This is a genomic window from Methanosarcina mazei S-6 (assembly GCF_000970205.1).
GTDB classification, from domain to species: Archaea; Halobacteriota; Methanosarcinia; order Methanosarcinales; family Methanosarcinaceae; genus Methanosarcina; species Methanosarcina mazei.
In genome coordinates, this window is the sequence record NZ_CP009512.1 from 3,169,377 (window position 1) to 3,182,667 (window position 13,291).

At 47.2% G+C, this 13,291-nt stretch carries 24 protein-coding genes; all 24 read right to left on the bottom strand.

The genetic code is table 11. The annotated features are described in order from the left end of the window. Positions 1 to 53: 53 nt before the first annotated feature. The 24 genes from MSMAS_RS13505 to MSMAS_RS13620 all read right to left on the bottom strand — a co-directional run bounded on the left by MSMAS_RS13505 (position 54) and on the right by MSMAS_RS13620 (position 13,285). The gene (locus MSMAS_RS13505; protein ID WP_011034081.1) at positions 54 to 332 is read right to left on the bottom strand and encodes a winged helix-turn-helix domain-containing protein; all 279 of its coding nucleotides are present in this window, start codon (positions 330 to 332) and stop codon (positions 54 to 56) included. Positions 333 to 789: 457 nt separating this feature from the next. After that, a complete protein-coding gene (gene purE, locus MSMAS_RS13510) occupies positions 790 to 1,299 on the bottom strand; it encodes a 5-(carboxyamino)imidazole ribonucleotide mutase (protein ID WP_015412336.1) in 510 nt (169 codons plus the stop codon). Positions 1,300 to 1,481: 182 nt separating this feature from the next. Further along, entirely contained in the window at positions 1,482 to 2,129 is a 648-nt protein-coding gene (locus MSMAS_RS13515; RefSeq protein ID WP_011034079.1) for an adenylate kinase, read from the bottom strand. A gap of 92 nt (positions 2,130 to 2,221) precedes the next feature. Beyond that, on the bottom strand, positions 2,222 to 3,697 hold the full coding sequence (gene secY / locus MSMAS_RS13520; protein WP_011034078.1) for a preprotein translocase subunit SecY: 1,476 nt from the start codon (positions 3,695 to 3,697) through the stop codon (positions 2,222 to 2,224). A gap of 140 nt (positions 3,698 to 3,837) precedes the next feature. Continuing rightward, positions 3,838 to 4,260, bottom strand: a complete 423-nt coding sequence (locus MSMAS_RS13525; protein WP_011034077.1) for an uL15m family ribosomal protein — start codon at positions 4,258 to 4,260, stop codon at positions 3,838 to 3,840. Between the two features lie 10 nt (positions 4,261 to 4,270). Then, complete coding sequence (locus MSMAS_RS13530) at positions 4,271 to 4,732, bottom strand: 50S ribosomal protein L30 (protein ID WP_011034076.1); 462 nt, start codon at positions 4,730 to 4,732, stop codon at positions 4,271 to 4,273. A gap of 1 nt (position 4,733) precedes the next feature. After that, on the bottom strand, positions 4,734 to 5,363 hold the full coding sequence (locus tag MSMAS_RS13535; RefSeq protein WP_011034075.1) for a 30S ribosomal protein S5: 630 nt from the start codon (positions 5,361 to 5,363) through the stop codon (positions 4,734 to 4,736). A gap of 9 nt (positions 5,364 to 5,372) precedes the next feature. Beyond that, positions 5,373 to 5,897 carry a 50S ribosomal protein L18 gene (locus MSMAS_RS13540; RefSeq protein WP_011034074.1) on the bottom strand — a complete coding sequence of 175 codons (525 nt, stop codon included), beginning with the start codon at positions 5,895 to 5,897 and terminating at the stop codon, positions 5,373 to 5,375. A 16-nt stretch (positions 5,898 to 5,913) separates the two neighbouring features. Then, the gene (locus MSMAS_RS13545) at positions 5,914 to 6,366 is read right to left on the bottom strand and encodes a 50S ribosomal protein L19e (protein WP_048038487.1); all 453 of its coding nucleotides are present in this window, start codon (positions 6,364 to 6,366) and stop codon (positions 5,914 to 5,916) included. A gap of 1 nt (position 6,367) precedes the next feature. Continuing rightward, entirely contained in the window at positions 6,368 to 6,802 is a 435-nt protein-coding gene (locus MSMAS_RS13550; RefSeq protein ID WP_011034072.1) for a 50S ribosomal protein L32e, read from the bottom strand. 10 nt (positions 6,803 to 6,812) lie between these two features. Continuing rightward, entirely contained in the window at positions 6,813 to 7,343 is a 531-nt protein-coding gene (locus MSMAS_RS13555; protein WP_011034071.1) for a 50S ribosomal protein L6, read from the bottom strand. Between the two features lie 14 nt (positions 7,344 to 7,357). Continuing rightward, entirely contained in the window at positions 7,358 to 7,750 is a 393-nt protein-coding gene (locus MSMAS_RS13560; protein ID WP_011034070.1) for a 30S ribosomal protein S8, read from the bottom strand. Between the two features lie 10 nt (positions 7,751 to 7,760). Further along, entirely contained in the window at positions 7,761 to 7,913 is a 153-nt protein-coding gene (locus MSMAS_RS13565; RefSeq protein WP_011034069.1) for a 30S ribosomal protein S14, read from the bottom strand. After that, a complete protein-coding gene (locus MSMAS_RS13570) occupies positions 7,914 to 8,411 on the bottom strand; it encodes a 50S ribosomal protein L5 (RefSeq protein WP_048040979.1) in 498 nt (165 codons plus the stop codon). It lies immediately after the preceding gene. Positions 8,412 to 8,415: 4 nt separating this feature from the next. Then, entirely contained in the window at positions 8,416 to 9,123 is a 708-nt protein-coding gene (locus MSMAS_RS13575) for a 30S ribosomal protein S4e (protein ID WP_048040977.1), read from the bottom strand. Between the two features lie 13 nt (positions 9,124 to 9,136). Beyond that, a complete protein-coding gene (rplX, locus tag MSMAS_RS13580) occupies positions 9,137 to 9,487 on the bottom strand; it encodes a 50S ribosomal protein L24 (RefSeq protein WP_015412330.1) in 351 nt (116 codons plus the stop codon). 10 nt (positions 9,488 to 9,497) lie between these two features. Beyond that, entirely contained in the window at positions 9,498 to 9,896 is a 399-nt protein-coding gene (rpl14p, locus tag MSMAS_RS13585; protein WP_011034065.1) for a 50S ribosomal protein L14, read from the bottom strand. Further along, positions 9,893 to 10,222 carry a 30S ribosomal protein S17 gene (locus MSMAS_RS13590; RefSeq protein ID WP_011034064.1) on the bottom strand — a complete coding sequence of 110 codons (330 nt, stop codon included), beginning with the start codon at positions 10,220 to 10,222 and terminating at the stop codon, positions 9,893 to 9,895. Before MSMAS_RS13590 ends, rpl14p begins: the two co-directional genes overlap by 4 nt. 4 nt (positions 10,223 to 10,226) lie before the next feature. Then, the gene (gene rnp1, locus MSMAS_RS13595) at positions 10,227 to 10,559 is read right to left on the bottom strand and encodes a ribonuclease P protein component 1 (RefSeq protein WP_011034063.1); all 333 of its coding nucleotides are present in this window, start codon (positions 10,557 to 10,559) and stop codon (positions 10,227 to 10,229) included. After that, positions 10,549 to 10,752, bottom strand: coding sequence for a 50S ribosomal protein L29 (rpmC, locus tag MSMAS_RS13600; RefSeq protein ID WP_011034062.1), 204 nt, complete (start codon positions 10,750 to 10,752; stop codon positions 10,549 to 10,551). Before rpmC ends, rnp1 begins: the two co-directional genes overlap by 11 nt. Continuing rightward, positions 10,752 to 11,675, bottom strand: a complete 924-nt coding sequence (locus tag MSMAS_RS13605) for a 30S ribosomal protein S3 (protein ID WP_011034061.1) — start codon at positions 11,673 to 11,675, stop codon at positions 10,752 to 10,754. Before MSMAS_RS13605 ends, rpmC begins: the two co-directional genes overlap by 1 nt. Continuing rightward, a complete protein-coding gene (locus MSMAS_RS13610; RefSeq protein ID WP_011034060.1) occupies positions 11,676 to 12,131 on the bottom strand; it encodes a 50S ribosomal protein L22 in 456 nt (151 codons plus the stop codon). It lies immediately after the preceding gene. An 11-nt stretch (positions 12,132 to 12,142) separates the two neighbouring features. After that, the gene (locus tag MSMAS_RS13615) at positions 12,143 to 12,553 is read right to left on the bottom strand and encodes a 30S ribosomal protein S19 (protein ID WP_011034059.1); all 411 of its coding nucleotides are present in this window, start codon (positions 12,551 to 12,553) and stop codon (positions 12,143 to 12,145) included. Between the two features lie 15 nt (positions 12,554 to 12,568). Further along, positions 12,569 to 13,285 (bottom strand): 50S ribosomal protein L2, encoded by a 717-nt coding sequence (locus tag MSMAS_RS13620; protein WP_011034058.1) that lies wholly within the window; start codon positions 13,283 to 13,285, stop codon positions 12,569 to 12,571. Positions 13,286 to 13,291 lie beyond the last annotated feature (6 nt).

Consider the following 13,291-nt stretch of genomic DNA (forward strand, 5'->3'; position numbering starts at 1 on the left):
GAAAAAAAGAGTAAGAAGAAAAAAGTAATTAGATAAGAAGCTCATGACCGGAGTTAAAGATATTTTCCCTCCAGTTTTTCCAGAACCTTTTTTCCATTATCCGTAAGCATGTATTTTTTCCAGGTCGTTTTTTCAGGGGTCAGGCATTCGATTAAACCTTTATCTTCAAGCTCTTTCAAAGCGCGGCTAATATTCTGCGTGGACCTGTTTGTTTCATGGGCGATATCCGAAGCCCTTACTGCAGTATGCCTTTTCATGGATTCCATCAGTATCAGGCGGCGGTCAACGCTGATGACCCACTTTATCAATTCGTCTGTCAATTTTTCAGTCATATTAATTCAGATTCTCCAGCAAAAGCTTCCTAGTGAAATAAGCAGTCACATAATATTTAAAATTTAATCACTGTGTCGTGCAAAGAATCAACTGTGAAAGACTGTTCAGGCATTTAATGAGGTTCTAAAGAACGGTATTCAACAATGAATTGATTATTGGAAGTAATGAGTAGTCAAAATAGTATGGGATCTAAAATTAAATAACTGTTGCTGAAAAATAACGAGCTGAAAGAAAAAAGGCTGGAGAATAGAGCTGCAGAATTCTTCAAAGGAAAACTGAACAGCTTTATCTTTCTAACCTCGAGTCAGCCCCTGTTACAGAAAAACAGCTTGCTTCCCGATCTTTCCTGTTACCTATCAATTCAGCCTCTGTAATAGATTATCAGCTTGCTGCCCTGAAGAGAGGATCAGCTTGCTGTCCTGAAGAGAGGATCAGCTTGCTGTCCTGAAGAGAGGATTAGCTTGCTGCCCTGCCTGCAGTGACAAGCTCGTCCATCAAGCTTTCTGCGTCCTTCTCAATCATCTCGACAAGCTCTTTTCGATAATTCGAAAGCTTTTCCGCAAGCTCCCCGTTTTCCACTGCCAGCAGCTGAACGGCAAGAATTGCAGCATTATCCCCTCTTCCGATTCCCACACAGGCAACCGGAATTCCCGTAGGCATCTGGGCAATAGACAGGAGGGCGTCAATCCCATCAAGTGCTGAGTTTACAGGGACTCCGATTACAGGTTTTATAGTGCTTGAAGCCACAACTCCTGGAAGATGGGCTGAGAGCCCGGCAATAGCAATAAATGCCTTTACGTCGGTTTTATGCGCAGTTTCAATTATTTCAGCAAGCCTCGCAGGGGTCCTGTGTGCGGATGCAACAGTGATGGTATATTCAATACCAAACCTGTCAAAGACTTCGGTTGCCTTTCTTGCTACTTCTTTATCGGATTTGCTGCCAAGGATTATTACAACATCAGTCATGTATACTCCGTAATCATGTGTATGAGAATATATGGTAATATATGAGAAATTATTTAAGCTTTTACCTTAAGAGAATTCAATCAAGGAGTAAAAAACCAAAAACAAAAACAGAAACAAAAACAAAAAGGAAAGCAAGAATAAACAAACAGAAAAACAAAAACAAAAATAAGAGGAAAAGAAATTCAGGCAAATTTTGCCAGAACTGCTTTTATATCCTCAAAGACCACATTTATGTCCTTTGTGCCGTCAAGTGTGACAAGAATGCCCTTTTCTTCATAATAATTGATAAGAGGCTGGGTCTGCTTCTTGTAAACGTCCAGACGGTTCTGGACAGCCTCTGCTTTGTCGTCGTCCCTCTGGTAGACTTCGCCGCCGCAGATATCGCAGATATTGTCCTTCTTTGGTGGGTTGGCAATTGTGTGGTAGCTTGCCCCACATTTGCACATAAGGCGCCCGCTTATCCTTTCCACAAGCACTTCATCAGGAACCTCAAGGTTGAGGACGACATCGATGGGCTTGTCAATTTCATCAAGGATTGTTTCCAGGGCGTCAGCCTGAGGGACAGTTCTCGGGTATCCGTCAAGAATGAAGCCTTTTTTGCAGTCTTCCTCATTAAGGCGGTTTTTGATAATGCCTATAAGTACGTTATCAGGGACAAGTTCTCCTTTGTCCATGTATGCCTTGGCTGCAAGTCCCAGTTCCGTTCCTTCTCTAACATTTGCCCGCAGGATATCTCCTGTGGAAATCTGCGGAATTCCGTAGAAGTCAACCAGTTTTTTGGCCTGGGTACCTTTGCCGGCACCCGGGGGCCCGAAGAGTATTATATTCATCGAAGATCCCCTTTTTGCATCCTTTTATTTGATTGTTTTCCCTTAATCATCTATCTTTTTCAGTTAGCCCTGCAATAAAAAGTTATAAAGTTTCATTGCTCCCCAAAGAAAGAACGAATCATCGGGTGCATCTCCATCATCTGCTCGGAAGCTATATCCTCATACAGACGGTACACAATACTTACAGTCAGCAAAAGCCCCGTACCTCCAGCACTTCCAAGAGTACCGAGCAGGCTCGCAATCAGGGTCAGTAATCCTATAAAAGCCCCGCCTATAACGGTAACCTTTGGGATATAACGCTGCATGACTTTTTCAATACTGCTGATGTTCCGCCTGAAACCAGGAATCTGCATACCTGAGTTGAAGATCTTCTGAGCTGTCTGTTTAGCACCCATGCCTGTAGTCTCTATCCAGAAGAGGGCAAAGATAATACCTCCTGCAATCAGAAACGTGGCATCTATAAAGACATGCAGTGCGATCTGCCACATAGCCGGAGCGGTTGCCCCATAGCTTGCAAATGATTGCTGTACCAGGGACGGGATCCAGTCATATGGGCTGTTTATAGGAGACAGATAATACATGATCCCGTTCAATGGGGTTGAGCCGCTGAATTCTCCGAGGAAAGTAATCCCTCTGCCGGAAAGAATAATCCCTACCATCTGGATGTTAGCCTGAAGAGCCCTGACAAGGATCATTGGCAGGACTGATGCGTAAATAAGTTTGACCGGGAAGCGGCCCCTTGCTCCTCTAACTGCACTGTGAGCGAGAGGGATTTCTATTCTTGTACTCTCCACATACACCACGAGCAGGAAGATAGCAATCGTACTCAGGAGAGCAAGAATGCCTCCACTGACCAGCATGAATAAAAGGCCTTCACCGGATAAGAGGTAGCCTGCATCGGTATTCTGGGCTATGTAAATCCATTTGGGAATAAGACCTACAGGGAGCCCGTTTTCCATTTCCCAGTTAAATATCCCTGTAACGATCTGCTGAGAGATTCCCGCAACTATGAAAAGCCCGACTCCTGAACCGATACCCCATTTGGAGACCACTTCGTCCATGAAAAGAACCAGCACGCCTCCAATAAAGATCTGGACAAGGAGCAGTAAAGTGATCACTCCCAGGCCTACACCAAGAGTAGAAGCAAGCCCCGGATCCGGCTGGATGTATCCACCAAGAAGCTGTGGAAGAGCTTCCAGAATAATCATAACAAAGACAAGGAACTTCTGAGATCCCTGGAAGAATGACTGATCTCTGGGGTCCGAAAGGTCCAGTTTGATAATGTCTGCCCCGACAAGAAGCTGCAGGACAATGGAAGCCGTAACAATTGGACCTATACCAAGGAGAACTAAAGTTCCCGAAGCCCCGGCAAAGAAGGCACGATAAGATTCAAAAAGGTCAATAGAATCCTGAGACATTCCGAAGAGCGGCACATTTGCAAGAGCAAAATACAGCACCAGAATTCCCAGAGTCCACCAGAGTTTATCTTTAAAGTGGACATGTTTTTCCGGACTTGCTACTGCAGGTAACTTATTAAAAAACGGTTCTAAGGTATCCCTGAGAGTCATCGATTACACCATTCAAAACATAAATTTTTTTACTATTTTAAATATTAGATTATGCTTTTACCGTAAAATAATGGTATATAGCACACCTAATATAAAAAGTTACTAAAAGAATGAAATAAGTAGGGTCGAGATGACACTACTTATTCTGCATCGATGCAGCTTCCGCCAGCATTTTCGATTTTTTCGCGGGCAGACGCGGAAAACTCCTCTGAAGTGACCACAAGGTTCTTTGTGACACGTCCGCTTCCAAGGACCTTCTCGATTCCGAGGTTTTCAAGGTTAATGTGGTATGCTCCATCCTTAACTTCTGCAAGCCCTTCTTCAACAAGATAGGGAGCAAGTTCGTCAAGTTCTCCAACATTTACTATTGAAATGTCCTTTGAAACTTCAACAGGGCGCTTGAAACCGTGCTTTCCGTAGCTGTATCCACGCATCATAGCTCTTACGAAGTGGTGTTTGCAGCCACCGGCTTTTCCACGGCCTCCGCGGTTTCCGGCTCCACGCCTGTTTTTATGGGTCCCGCCTCCGCAGGTCCTGGACCCTCTGAACTTCTTAATATCCATTTAAACCACCTTATCTCATCTTGTGCAGGAGCACGTTGATATTTTCTTCGTGGTTTCCGAGTACGCCGCCCTGCTGGACTGTCCTCTTAATCCCTGCATGCCCTTTTCTGGGCGGGTGAAGCCTGAATACAGGTTTCAGTTTGGGGACGTCCTTAAGGGAAGCTTTTCCCTCGACAACTGCTTCTGCGAAGGCCTTTATGGAATCATAGTCCGTGTTTTCACGGATGTATTCTTCTGTAAGGCGAGCGTCGCCTTCAAGCCTTCCACGGTTTTCAAGGACTTCTGCAAGAGTCTTTGCATCAATCTTTCCGTATGCAACGTAGTCCTTTACTTTCTGGACCATGCCCTTGTAGTGAGGATTCTCCGGCAAGAACACACAGTGGTTAACTTTGTGCAGGCGGAGCATCTTCATAGTATCCTCAATGGTATAGCGAACGTTGACCTGACCTCTCAGTCTCACAACTGCATACATCTCAGATTTCCTCCTTACCGTAGTACACAGGCAGTCTTACGACATTGACCTGATTGAGGGCATCATATGTAGCCTTTGCGAAGTTGAGGGTAGACCTGGTAGTTCCGAAGGTCTTGGTCCATACGTCTTTAATGCCGGCTTTTTCAAGCACTTTGGTTGCAGTGTTCCCTGCAGCAATCCCGAGACCTCTTGGGGCAGGGATGAGGGTTACGCTTACACTGCCTGCCTTTCCTGTGACCTCGTAAGGTACAGTGTGCGGCAGTCCGCAGGCGCATTCCCAGGAACCGCAGCCTCTGCGGATATAGGTAATATTGAGCTTTGCAGCGTCGATTGCCTTGCGGATAGCAGGCCCGACCTGTACGTCTTTTGCCTGTCCGAGCCCTACATAGCCGTTTCTGTTTCCTACGATTACGGTTGCTCTGAACTTCACACGGCGTCCTGAGTCAGTCATCCTCTGGACCATGTTAATGTCAAGCACCTCATCTTCCAGGTCAGGAAGCAGCATATCAATTATCTGGGGTTCTCTAATAGGCAGGCCTGATTTGATTGCTTCGTCCATGGAAGCAACCTGTCCTTCAACGACTAATTTTCCAAGCCTGGTTTTCGGGACCCAATCTTGATCGAATGCCATTTAATCACCTTAACTAAATTCAGCAAAGATTTTCTCTTTGGTTGCTTCAAACTGCTCTGGCAGGTCTGAGCTCTCTTCTCTGTATTCGGCTATGTGCTCTCCGCGGATCCTCTCGTCAGAGGGGAACACGTCGGAACTGCATGGAATTTCAAAGCCAGAATCTACGATCCCTTTAAGGGCGGCGTAAACTCTTGAACCTGCAGAGGAAGCCTGGAGACCTATGTCCAGAATGCCTCCTTCATAGCCCTTCTGCAAACTCTTCAGCCCGAATAAGAGCCCTGTAAGGTATGCAGCCGTTGTGTTTCCGGTAGCTCCTGTGTAACCGTACTTTGCAAGTTCACTTGAAACGGCTGAGGAATATGTTATGTCCCCTTCAGGGGTCGGAGCTAGTAACTGGATCTGAACGTTTCTTGCACTCTTTCTGACAACCACACGGTCCTGCCCTGAGAGTAGTAATTTAAGGCGGAGGTGGTAATTGGTGCGTCCTTCTCTTCTTCTTCTAAAAGGAACCTTATATCTTGGTCCTGTTGCCATTTTCAGCTCCTCCAGGTTATTTCTGTAACAGTTTTTCGGACTCAAGGTGGGAGTTCAGGTGAGAAACGCTTCTGTATTCTCCGCCTTTTGCCTTTCTATAGAGTCTGCAGTACACTGACTTATCAAGTGCTCCGTCTGCGCGCAGCTCCTTGAGTCTTCTTCTAAGAGCCCGGATCTTTTTCATCCACTGTTCCTTCTTTGGTGTACGGGCTCCTTTCTTACCCTTTCTGGAACCATGCCCCTTGCAGTGCCCATACTTACGCTTGGCAGCAAGAGCTCTGGCTCTGCCTCTGCTGACCCCTTTTACAGGCTTTGCTTTAATGACGCCTTTCTCAATGAGTCCGCGGATGTCTTCTCTTGTAATTGCGGAAGCGATTTCTTCGGAAGCTTCAGGATTAAGCCATACTCTGTCAAGCCCGCACTCAAGAACTTTGGAAGCCAGTCTTCTCTGGTTGGCCAGGTCTGACATCTTACTCACTCCTTCCAGGGTTCAGGACTTTAATCCCGGCTTCTTCGGCTTTTGCAATAATGAGAGCTTTCTTTTTTGCACCGATCTTTCCTGCAATTCTTATTGCTTCGAAAGACGGGTCAACAAGCTCAAGCTCTGCAATGCTGGAAATAAGAACATCAGAATAACCCGAGGGGTGCAGGCCCTTTACCGCTGCCGGGCTTCCGTACCCTACCTGGGCAAGAGCTCCTTTTGCAGCATACTTTCTGCGCTGCTTACCCTGAGAACCTCTGGGGCGCCTCCAGTTGTCGTCAAGTTTTTTGAATTTGTGGCTGCAGGTTCTCTTGAACTGGGGTTTCTTTCCTTTAAGAACCTTTCTCACATTGAACAAACGCCTGGATTCAGGATCCATATCAAGGGAGACCGTGGTACCTTCAACTTTATTGTCTTCTGCCATCATAACCACCTCAGGCCTTCTGCACTATGTAGATTCCATCCTGGAAGATCCTTGGATCGAACCTCTTAATCTTGGTCTTCTGTTCTATGTTTGCGGCAGTCTGCCCAACATCTTCCTTGTTGATACCGGAAACAACAATTTCGTTCCCGCTTACCTTTACTTTTGTCTCACCAAGGATTTTTGCAATTCTTGGCTTCTTTTCTCCAAGGAAGTTCCCGATAACCAGGGTTTTGCCTTCAACCTTTACCTGCATGGGGAAGTGAGCGTACACAATGTTCATCTTGCACTCAAAGCCTTCACTTACGCCTATGATCAGGTTCTTGAGATGGGAAGCAAAAGTTCCTACCATCGCTTTCTGCTCTTTCCTTGAGGATTCAGCGTCAACGACCACTTCGCCTTCCCTTACTTCGATCTTGATTCCGGGGTACCAGAACGTTCTTTCGACAGTTCCTTTGGGACCCTTCGCAGTAAAAACATCCTGAGAGAGAGAGACGGAAACTCCTTCAGGAATCTCTATTGTTCTTGCAATCTCCTTAACCATTTCCTGTTCCCTCCTCAGTATACATAAGCAAGAAGCTGCCCACCGATCTTCTTATCGCGGGCCTCATACTGAGACATAACACCGCTAGAAGTGGTTAAGATAAGGGCACCAAAGTTCTTTGCTGGCAGAAACTGCTTTTCCCAGCGTTCAAAGCTGCCAGTTCCCACTGAATACCGCGGCTTGATTGCACCGCACTTGTTAATTCTTCCCACAAGGGTAACGCTGTAGATTCCGGCTTTTCCATCATCGATAAACTCGAAATCTCCAATGTAGCCGAGATCCTGCATAACCTTCAGGACGTTGCCGATATTCTTTGAAGCAGGCCTGACAATACAGGAGCTCTTCCCAATGGCTTCAGCATTTTTAATAGTGGAAAGGGCGTTTGCAAGAGGATCAAGTAATACCATTTAAATCACCTTAAGAATACTTCTCAAAGCCCATCTCGTGGGCAATCTCCCTGAAGCAGTGCCTGCAGAGGTAAATGTCGTATTTGCGGACAAGACCCTGCTTTCTACCGCACCGCTTGCACTCGTTAACTCCTCTTCCGGACTTGTCTATAGAATCTGTCATTTACATGACCTCCACGCCGTAACTTTCGTTAAGGAAAGCGATCGCATCATCCACCGTGACCCTGTGGTCAGTCGGGATCTTGCGGGTTGCAATTCTCCTCTTGCAGATCCTTTCTCCCGGGCGCTTGAGTACAACGGTCACGTCCATTCCGAAAACCCCGATATTAGGGTCATATCTCATACCCGGAAAATCAGTGTGCTCTTCAATTCCGAAAGAGACATTCCCGAGGGAATCGAACTGGGCCCTGCTGAGAGTCTTTTCAATGATCTCGAAAGAGGTCCCAAGAAATTCCTGGGCTCTCTGACCCCTGAGGGTTACTTTGCAGCCTATGGGTTCATTCTTCTTGATTGAGAATGCAGGAAGGGTCCTTTTGGCAAAGCACCTTACGACTTCCTGACCTGTGATGGTCTTGAGGATTTCCTCGGCATTTACAAGGTGCTGACCGCTTTCTCCAACACCCATATGGACAATTACTTTCTCAACCATGGGGGTGCGCATAGGATTACTCACTTATCTCACCGCCAAGCCGAATTTCAGGTTTGTCCTCGCCGATAACAATTACGTAGTCTTCGATTGTTTCGAAATCGGTTTCCCCGGAAATCATTACCGTGTTGTGCCTGGAACTCTTAACTTCCCTGATCTCCATAATCTTACCGGTTTCTCCCGAGTGCTGGCCTCCTATAACCATTGCAAGGTTGCCCACCTCAAACTTCAGGTGTTTTACTACCTGCTTGTCAGGTATGGAAAGGATAAGGGAATCTTTTGTCCCGTAATCGTTGGAGCCGAGGATGTTGGTTCCGTCATTGAGGTTAAGCTGTATTTTTCCTCCTTTAACGGTTGTCTTATTGTTGATCCTGCACAGCTTGTTTACATTGGTTTCATTGAGCTTGTAGAGGACAAGACGTCCCTTTTCATCCTGGAGCATCCTGTATGCTTCATTTACGAGTGGAAGTGTAATTACATCAAAGAGTCCTACCGGGAACCTGAGATCTTTCCTGGAAATTCCGTCAACAAGGACTTTTCCTTCGGAGAGAATCCTTTTACCTTCTCTGTTGTTGTCAACAAGTTTGAGAACGTCCCGGATTATGAGTCCGAGCGGAAGACTGCGTGCCTGGCTGTGAGGCCCCGGGCGGGTAGTGGAGATCCACTTGTTACCTTTTCTCCCAACCTTCCAGCTCTTAGGAACTGATAATCTTTTCTGGTGTGTCACAAAATCACCTGCCTCACTTCTTAATGCTTGACGCTCTGCGCCCGTCTTTCATTTCCAGTTTTGTGATCATAACATTGGAGGGGTTGATGGGCCTCGGGACTTCGGTGCCGTCCACTTTTGTGGAAATGACCCCGTCCACTGCAATAGTGCCGTCCATAAGAGATACGGACTGGACTTTTCCTTCCGTGCCCTTGAAGTCTCCGCGCATGATCTTTACTGTGTCGCCAGTGATAACTGCAGCACTTCTTGTGCCGTACTGCTTAGCAAGTGCCTCACTGAGCCTTGCACCCATGAATTTCTGCCTGATATGGAGAGGTGCGGTATATCTTGCCTTTCTCTGTTTTCTGGGCTGTTTGGATACCATTTCAATCACCTCAGACAATAATGGATGCGGTGGTCCCGATCTTGGGGAACCTTTCTGCAACTTCCCTGGCAACAGGACCTTTAATGTCCGTTCCTTTCGGGATTCCATCTTCGTCCGTGATCACCATTGCATTGTCTTCAAATGAGACATGCAGACCGTCCGGGCGGCGGAATTCCTGCTTCTGGCGGACAACAACTGCAAGGAGGATCTGTTTCCTCATTTCAGGTGTGCCTTTTTTTACGGACACAACGCACATATCCCCAATTCCTGCGCAGGGCATTCTGTTCTTGACGCCTCTGTACTTTTTGACAGAAATGATCTCGACTACTTTAGCCCCTGTGTTGTCCACGCAGGCGATCTGGGCACCTGCATTGAGTGCTCTTGGGATGTTTGAGCGTATGCCTTTCATTTCGGCACCTCTGCTTTGACGACAACAAAGGATTTGGTCTTGCTTATAGGTCTGCATTCTACAATAGTGACGATGTCACCTACTTTTGCGGAAATGCAGGCCGGGTTATGTGCATGAATCTTCGAGCGTCTCTTTTCATATCTCTGATATTTCGACACCATCTTCATGTATTGCCTTTCGATGACTACCGTGTTGTCCATTTTACTGCTGACAACGGTACCCACAAGGATCTGTCCTCTTACCGGAAGTGTTCCGTGGAAGGGACAGTATGCATCGTCACATTCCTCTGATGGCGCCGGTATATTTAATCCAATATCTCTTGCCATGAATTTAGCCCCATTTACGTAGCTTTTTAATGTTCTTGATCCGATTTTCGGGTTGTGAGAGCAGCAGGTTTCCCTGAATTTTAACGAATATATCGGATCTGCGGCCTTTTTCTGAGAGCTCGGCAGGGATCCGGAAAACAAATTCCGAATCCGCCTTGGGAATCTTCAGTTCCCGGGACTCTGAGTTTTCTACCACAAGCATATTTTTCGTCTCGTTGATTACTCTGCCCCGGATTCCGATTAATGATGGATTAGTGGAATTACTCACCTTAATTTCGAGCCCTATCAGTTCATGAAAGATAAGAGTCGAAGGCAGAATTTCCACTTTAGATCTCATTTAGCTCGTGCTGAATTGTCTTTATACGGGCAATCGTTCTCCTGATTTCTCCGATCCTGCCAGGGTTGTCCGGAGCTCCACCAGCTGAGGTAAGAGCTCTTTCCCTGACCAGTTCGTTTTTCAGGTTTTCGAGTTCATCTGCCCGTTCTTCAATTGTCATGGTCCGGATTTCGCTGGTCCTGAGAATTGCCATTATTCCTTAGCCTCCTTGTGGACTCTTGCCATGGGGTGCCAGTAATCATAGCTCTCATGTTTGTGCTGCCAGACGCCGTTGACCTGCCTGCGGACTTCTTCTGAGCCCTCTACATAGATAAGTTCAGCTTCTTCAAAGTCTTCGGATGCCTCGACCTGGGCTTCTTCAGCTTCTTCAGGCTCTGCAACTTCAGGTTCTTCTGTGGGTGCCGGTTCAGGTGCTGCTGCAGGAGCAGGAGCTTTTGCCTTTGCGGCTTCCTTTTTGGGAGCTACGGCAGGTTTCTCAACCTGTTTCTCAGCAGGCTTTTCAGCGGGTTCCTCAATTTCGACGGATTCCCTTACTTTGTATGAGTCGGGAAGGACAACTCCAGGCTGAATAATCCTTACTTTGCAGCCAAGGGTCCCGAGCTTTTTAATTGCTACTGCAAACCCTTCGTCCACGACTTCTTCCACAGGGTGTCCGGAGTGCTTTATGTACCCATCAACGAATTTTTCGACTCTTGACCTTGCCCCGGTAAGTTTTCCGGAGATTACGACTTCACAGCCAAGTGCGCCTGCGTTCATGACTGCCCTGATGGTGTTGTGACCGGCCTTTCTGAAGTACCAGCCCCTCTCAATGGAAGCTGCAAGCCTTGATGCCATCATCTGGGCATTGAGTTCGGGCTTCTTGACTTCCTGAGCGTCGATCTGCGGGTTTTCGAGGTTGTATTTGGTTGCAACGTCACGGGTAAGTTTTCTGATGACCTTCCCGGCTTTTCCGATTACCATTCCAGGCTTTTCGGAGTAGATAATAATCTGAGTGCCCATTGGGGTCCTGTTTAACTCCATGCCGCCGTATCCAGCCCTGTTGAGCTGTTCTGCAAAATACTCGTCCATGGAAGCTTTGACATACCCGTCATTGACGAACTTTTTCTCTATTGCCATTTAGCGCACCTCGGAGAGGATCATCTCGATGTTTACAGTTTCCGTGTCTTTGGGCGATGCCCTTCCTCTGGCTCTTGGCATGAACCCATGAATTACTCTTCCGCGCTGAATAGCAGCATGAATAATATACATGTTTGCAGGTTCAAGACCCTTATACTCGGCATTGCTCTCTGCGTTTTTAAGAACCTTCAGGATCTCTTTAGAAGCACTGACAGGATATCTTCCTCCAGCCATGGGGCCTTTCCTGTGACCGGCTCCTTCACTGTGTCTCTTGAAGGGAACTGCCTGTTTCATGGCAATTACGTCTTCGAGGAACTTCCTTGCTTCAGAGGCTTTCATGCCCTTAATCTTGCAGCAGACTTCACGGGATTTCTTGGGAGAAATGTGAAGTTCGGAACCCATTGCTTTAGAGGTATTTTCAGGGTCTGCATTGATTGAATAATTGATTCTTGCCATTCCCTTTCACCTCATTTAAGCGGCACGAACTTGCTTGAACGGGTTGCTCCCACACCTGCACTGCCGTGGTTAACTCTGGATCTTGTAGGTGCGAATTCTCCGAAGCGGTGCCCGATCATTTCAGGCTGGAGCTCTACATTAACAAACTCCTTCCCGTTGTGGACTTCGATAGCTATTCCGATCATTTCCGGAAGGATGATCATGTCCCTGTGATGGGTCCTGATTTTCTTTCCTTCCTTGAACTCATGCAGGACTTTTTTCTGCCCGTCGGTAAACCCGCGTTTGATGCTCCTGCGCTCTCTTGAAGGCAGAAGTTCCGCAAACTCTTCAAGGCTCAGTTCCTGAAGTTCTGAGACGGTCTTCCCGCGGTAGGTATACTCACCCTTTCTCTTTGGTAACCTTGATGATGATTTTTTTGCCATAACGAATACACCTCATCAGCGCTTCATTCCGGTCCTTCTTGCTGCAATCAGTCCGACCTTTCTTCCGGGCGGGGCGTTTCTGCTAACAGTAGTTGGCTTCCCCGGGTGTTTCCAGGCACCGCCACCGAACGGGTGGTCACGCGGGTTCATGGCAACAGCTGAAACCCTCGGATACTTTGCAGCCCTTGTTTTCATTTTGTGATACTTTTTCCCGGCTTTGAGCCAGGGTCTGTCCACTCTGCCACCGCCGGCAACAATCCCTACAACTGCCCTGCATTTGGGGTTAAGCCACTTTATGTTCCCTGAGGGCATGGATACTGCAGTTCTGGTAGGTTCGTGGGTCACAACGGTTGCATATACTCCGGAGGAACGGACAAACTTGCCACCGTCGTTTGGCTTTGATTCGATGTTGCAGATGAAGAAACCTTCAGGCACGTTTCCGATAGGAACAATGTTCCCGGGCTTTACCTCGGCATCGTCTCCGCATTCAATGATGTTCCCTACTGCAACGCCTTCTGACGCAAGAAGGAAAAGTTCCTCTCCGTTTTCAAAGGCAACTTTTGCGATCGGGGCTGAACGTGCAGGGTCGTGCTCGATGTCTATGACTTCTCCCTGAAGGGAGGTATTTTCATCCACACGGGGGTGCCTCAGGTCTGCCTTGTACTTGTGAGAAGGAGCTCTGTAGGTAGGAGTGCCTCGACCCCTGTTCTGTGATATCAGTCTTTTACCCATGGATCA

Coding starts and splice junctions, on each gene's coding strand:
- MSMAS_RS13505 (WP_011034081.1), bottom strand. CDS start 332: ATGACTGAAAAATTGACAGACGAATTGATAAAGTGGGTCATCAGCGTT.
- purE (WP_015412336.1), bottom strand. CDS start 1,299: ATGACTGATGTTGTAATAATCCTTGGCAGCAAATCCGATAAAGAAGTA.
- MSMAS_RS13515 (WP_011034079.1), bottom strand. CDS start 2,129: ATGAATATAATACTCTTCGGGCCCCCGGGTGCCGGCAAAGGTACCCAG.
- secY (WP_011034078.1), bottom strand. CDS start 3,697: ATGACTCTCAGGGATACCTTAGAACCGTTTTTTAATAAGTTACCTGCA.
- MSMAS_RS13525 (WP_011034077.1), bottom strand. CDS start 4,260: ATGGATATTAAGAAGTTCAGAGGGTCCAGGACCTGCGGAGGCGGGACC.
- MSMAS_RS13530 (WP_011034076.1), bottom strand. CDS start 4,732: ATGTATGCAGTTGTGAGACTGAGAGGTCAGGTCAACGTTCGCTATACC.
- MSMAS_RS13535 (WP_011034075.1), bottom strand. CDS start 5,363: ATGGCATTCGATCAAGATTGGGTCCCGAAAACCAGGCTTGGAAAATTA.
- MSMAS_RS13540 (WP_011034074.1), bottom strand. CDS start 5,897: ATGGCAACAGGACCAAGATATAAGGTTCCTTTTAGAAGAAGAAGAGAA.
- MSMAS_RS13545 (WP_048038487.1), bottom strand. CDS start 6,366: ATGTCAGACCTGGCCAACCAGAGAAGACTGGCTTCCAAAGTTCTTGAG.
- MSMAS_RS13550 (WP_011034072.1), bottom strand. CDS start 6,802: ATGGCAGAAGACAATAAAGTTGAAGGTACCACGGTCTCCCTTGATATG.
- MSMAS_RS13555 (WP_011034071.1), bottom strand. CDS start 7,343: ATGGTTAAGGAGATTGCAAGAACAATAGAGATTCCTGAAGGAGTTTCC.
- MSMAS_RS13560 (WP_011034070.1), bottom strand. CDS start 7,750: ATGGTATTACTTGATCCTCTTGCAAACGCCCTTTCCACTATTAAAAAT.
- MSMAS_RS13565 (WP_011034069.1), bottom strand. CDS start 7,913: ATGACAGATTCTATAGACAAGTCCGGAAGAGGAGTTAACGAGTGCAAG.
- MSMAS_RS13570 (WP_048040979.1), bottom strand. CDS start 8,411: ATGCGCACCCCCATGGTTGAGAAAGTAATTGTCCATATGGGTGTTGGA.
- rplX (WP_015412330.1), bottom strand. CDS start 9,487: ATGGTATCCAAACAGCCCAGAAAACAGAGAAAGGCAAGATATACCGCA.
- rpl14p (WP_011034065.1), bottom strand. CDS start 9,896: ATGAAAGGCATACGCTCAAACATCCCAAGAGCACTCAATGCAGGTGCC.
- MSMAS_RS13590 (WP_011034064.1), bottom strand. CDS start 10,222: ATGGCAAGAGATATTGGATTAAATATACCGGCGCCATCAGAGGAATGT.
- rnp1 (WP_011034063.1), bottom strand. CDS start 10,559: ATGAGATCTAAAGTGGAAATTCTGCCTTCGACTCTTATCTTTCATGAA.
- rpmC (WP_011034062.1), bottom strand. CDS start 10,752: ATGGCAATTCTCAGGACCAGCGAAATCCGGACCATGACAATTGAAGAA.
- MSMAS_RS13605 (WP_011034061.1), bottom strand. CDS start 11,675: ATGGCAATAGAGAAAAAGTTCGTCAATGACGGGTATGTCAAAGCTTCC.
- MSMAS_RS13610 (WP_011034060.1), bottom strand. CDS start 12,131: ATGGCAAGAATCAATTATTCAATCAATGCAGACCCTGAAAATACCTCT.
- MSMAS_RS13615 (WP_011034059.1), bottom strand. CDS start 12,553: ATGGCAAAAAAATCATCATCAAGGTTACCAAAGAGAAAGGGTGAGTAT.
- MSMAS_RS13620 (WP_011034058.1), bottom strand. CDS start 13,285: ATGGGTAAAAGACTGATATCACAGAACAGGGGTCGAGGCACTCCTACC.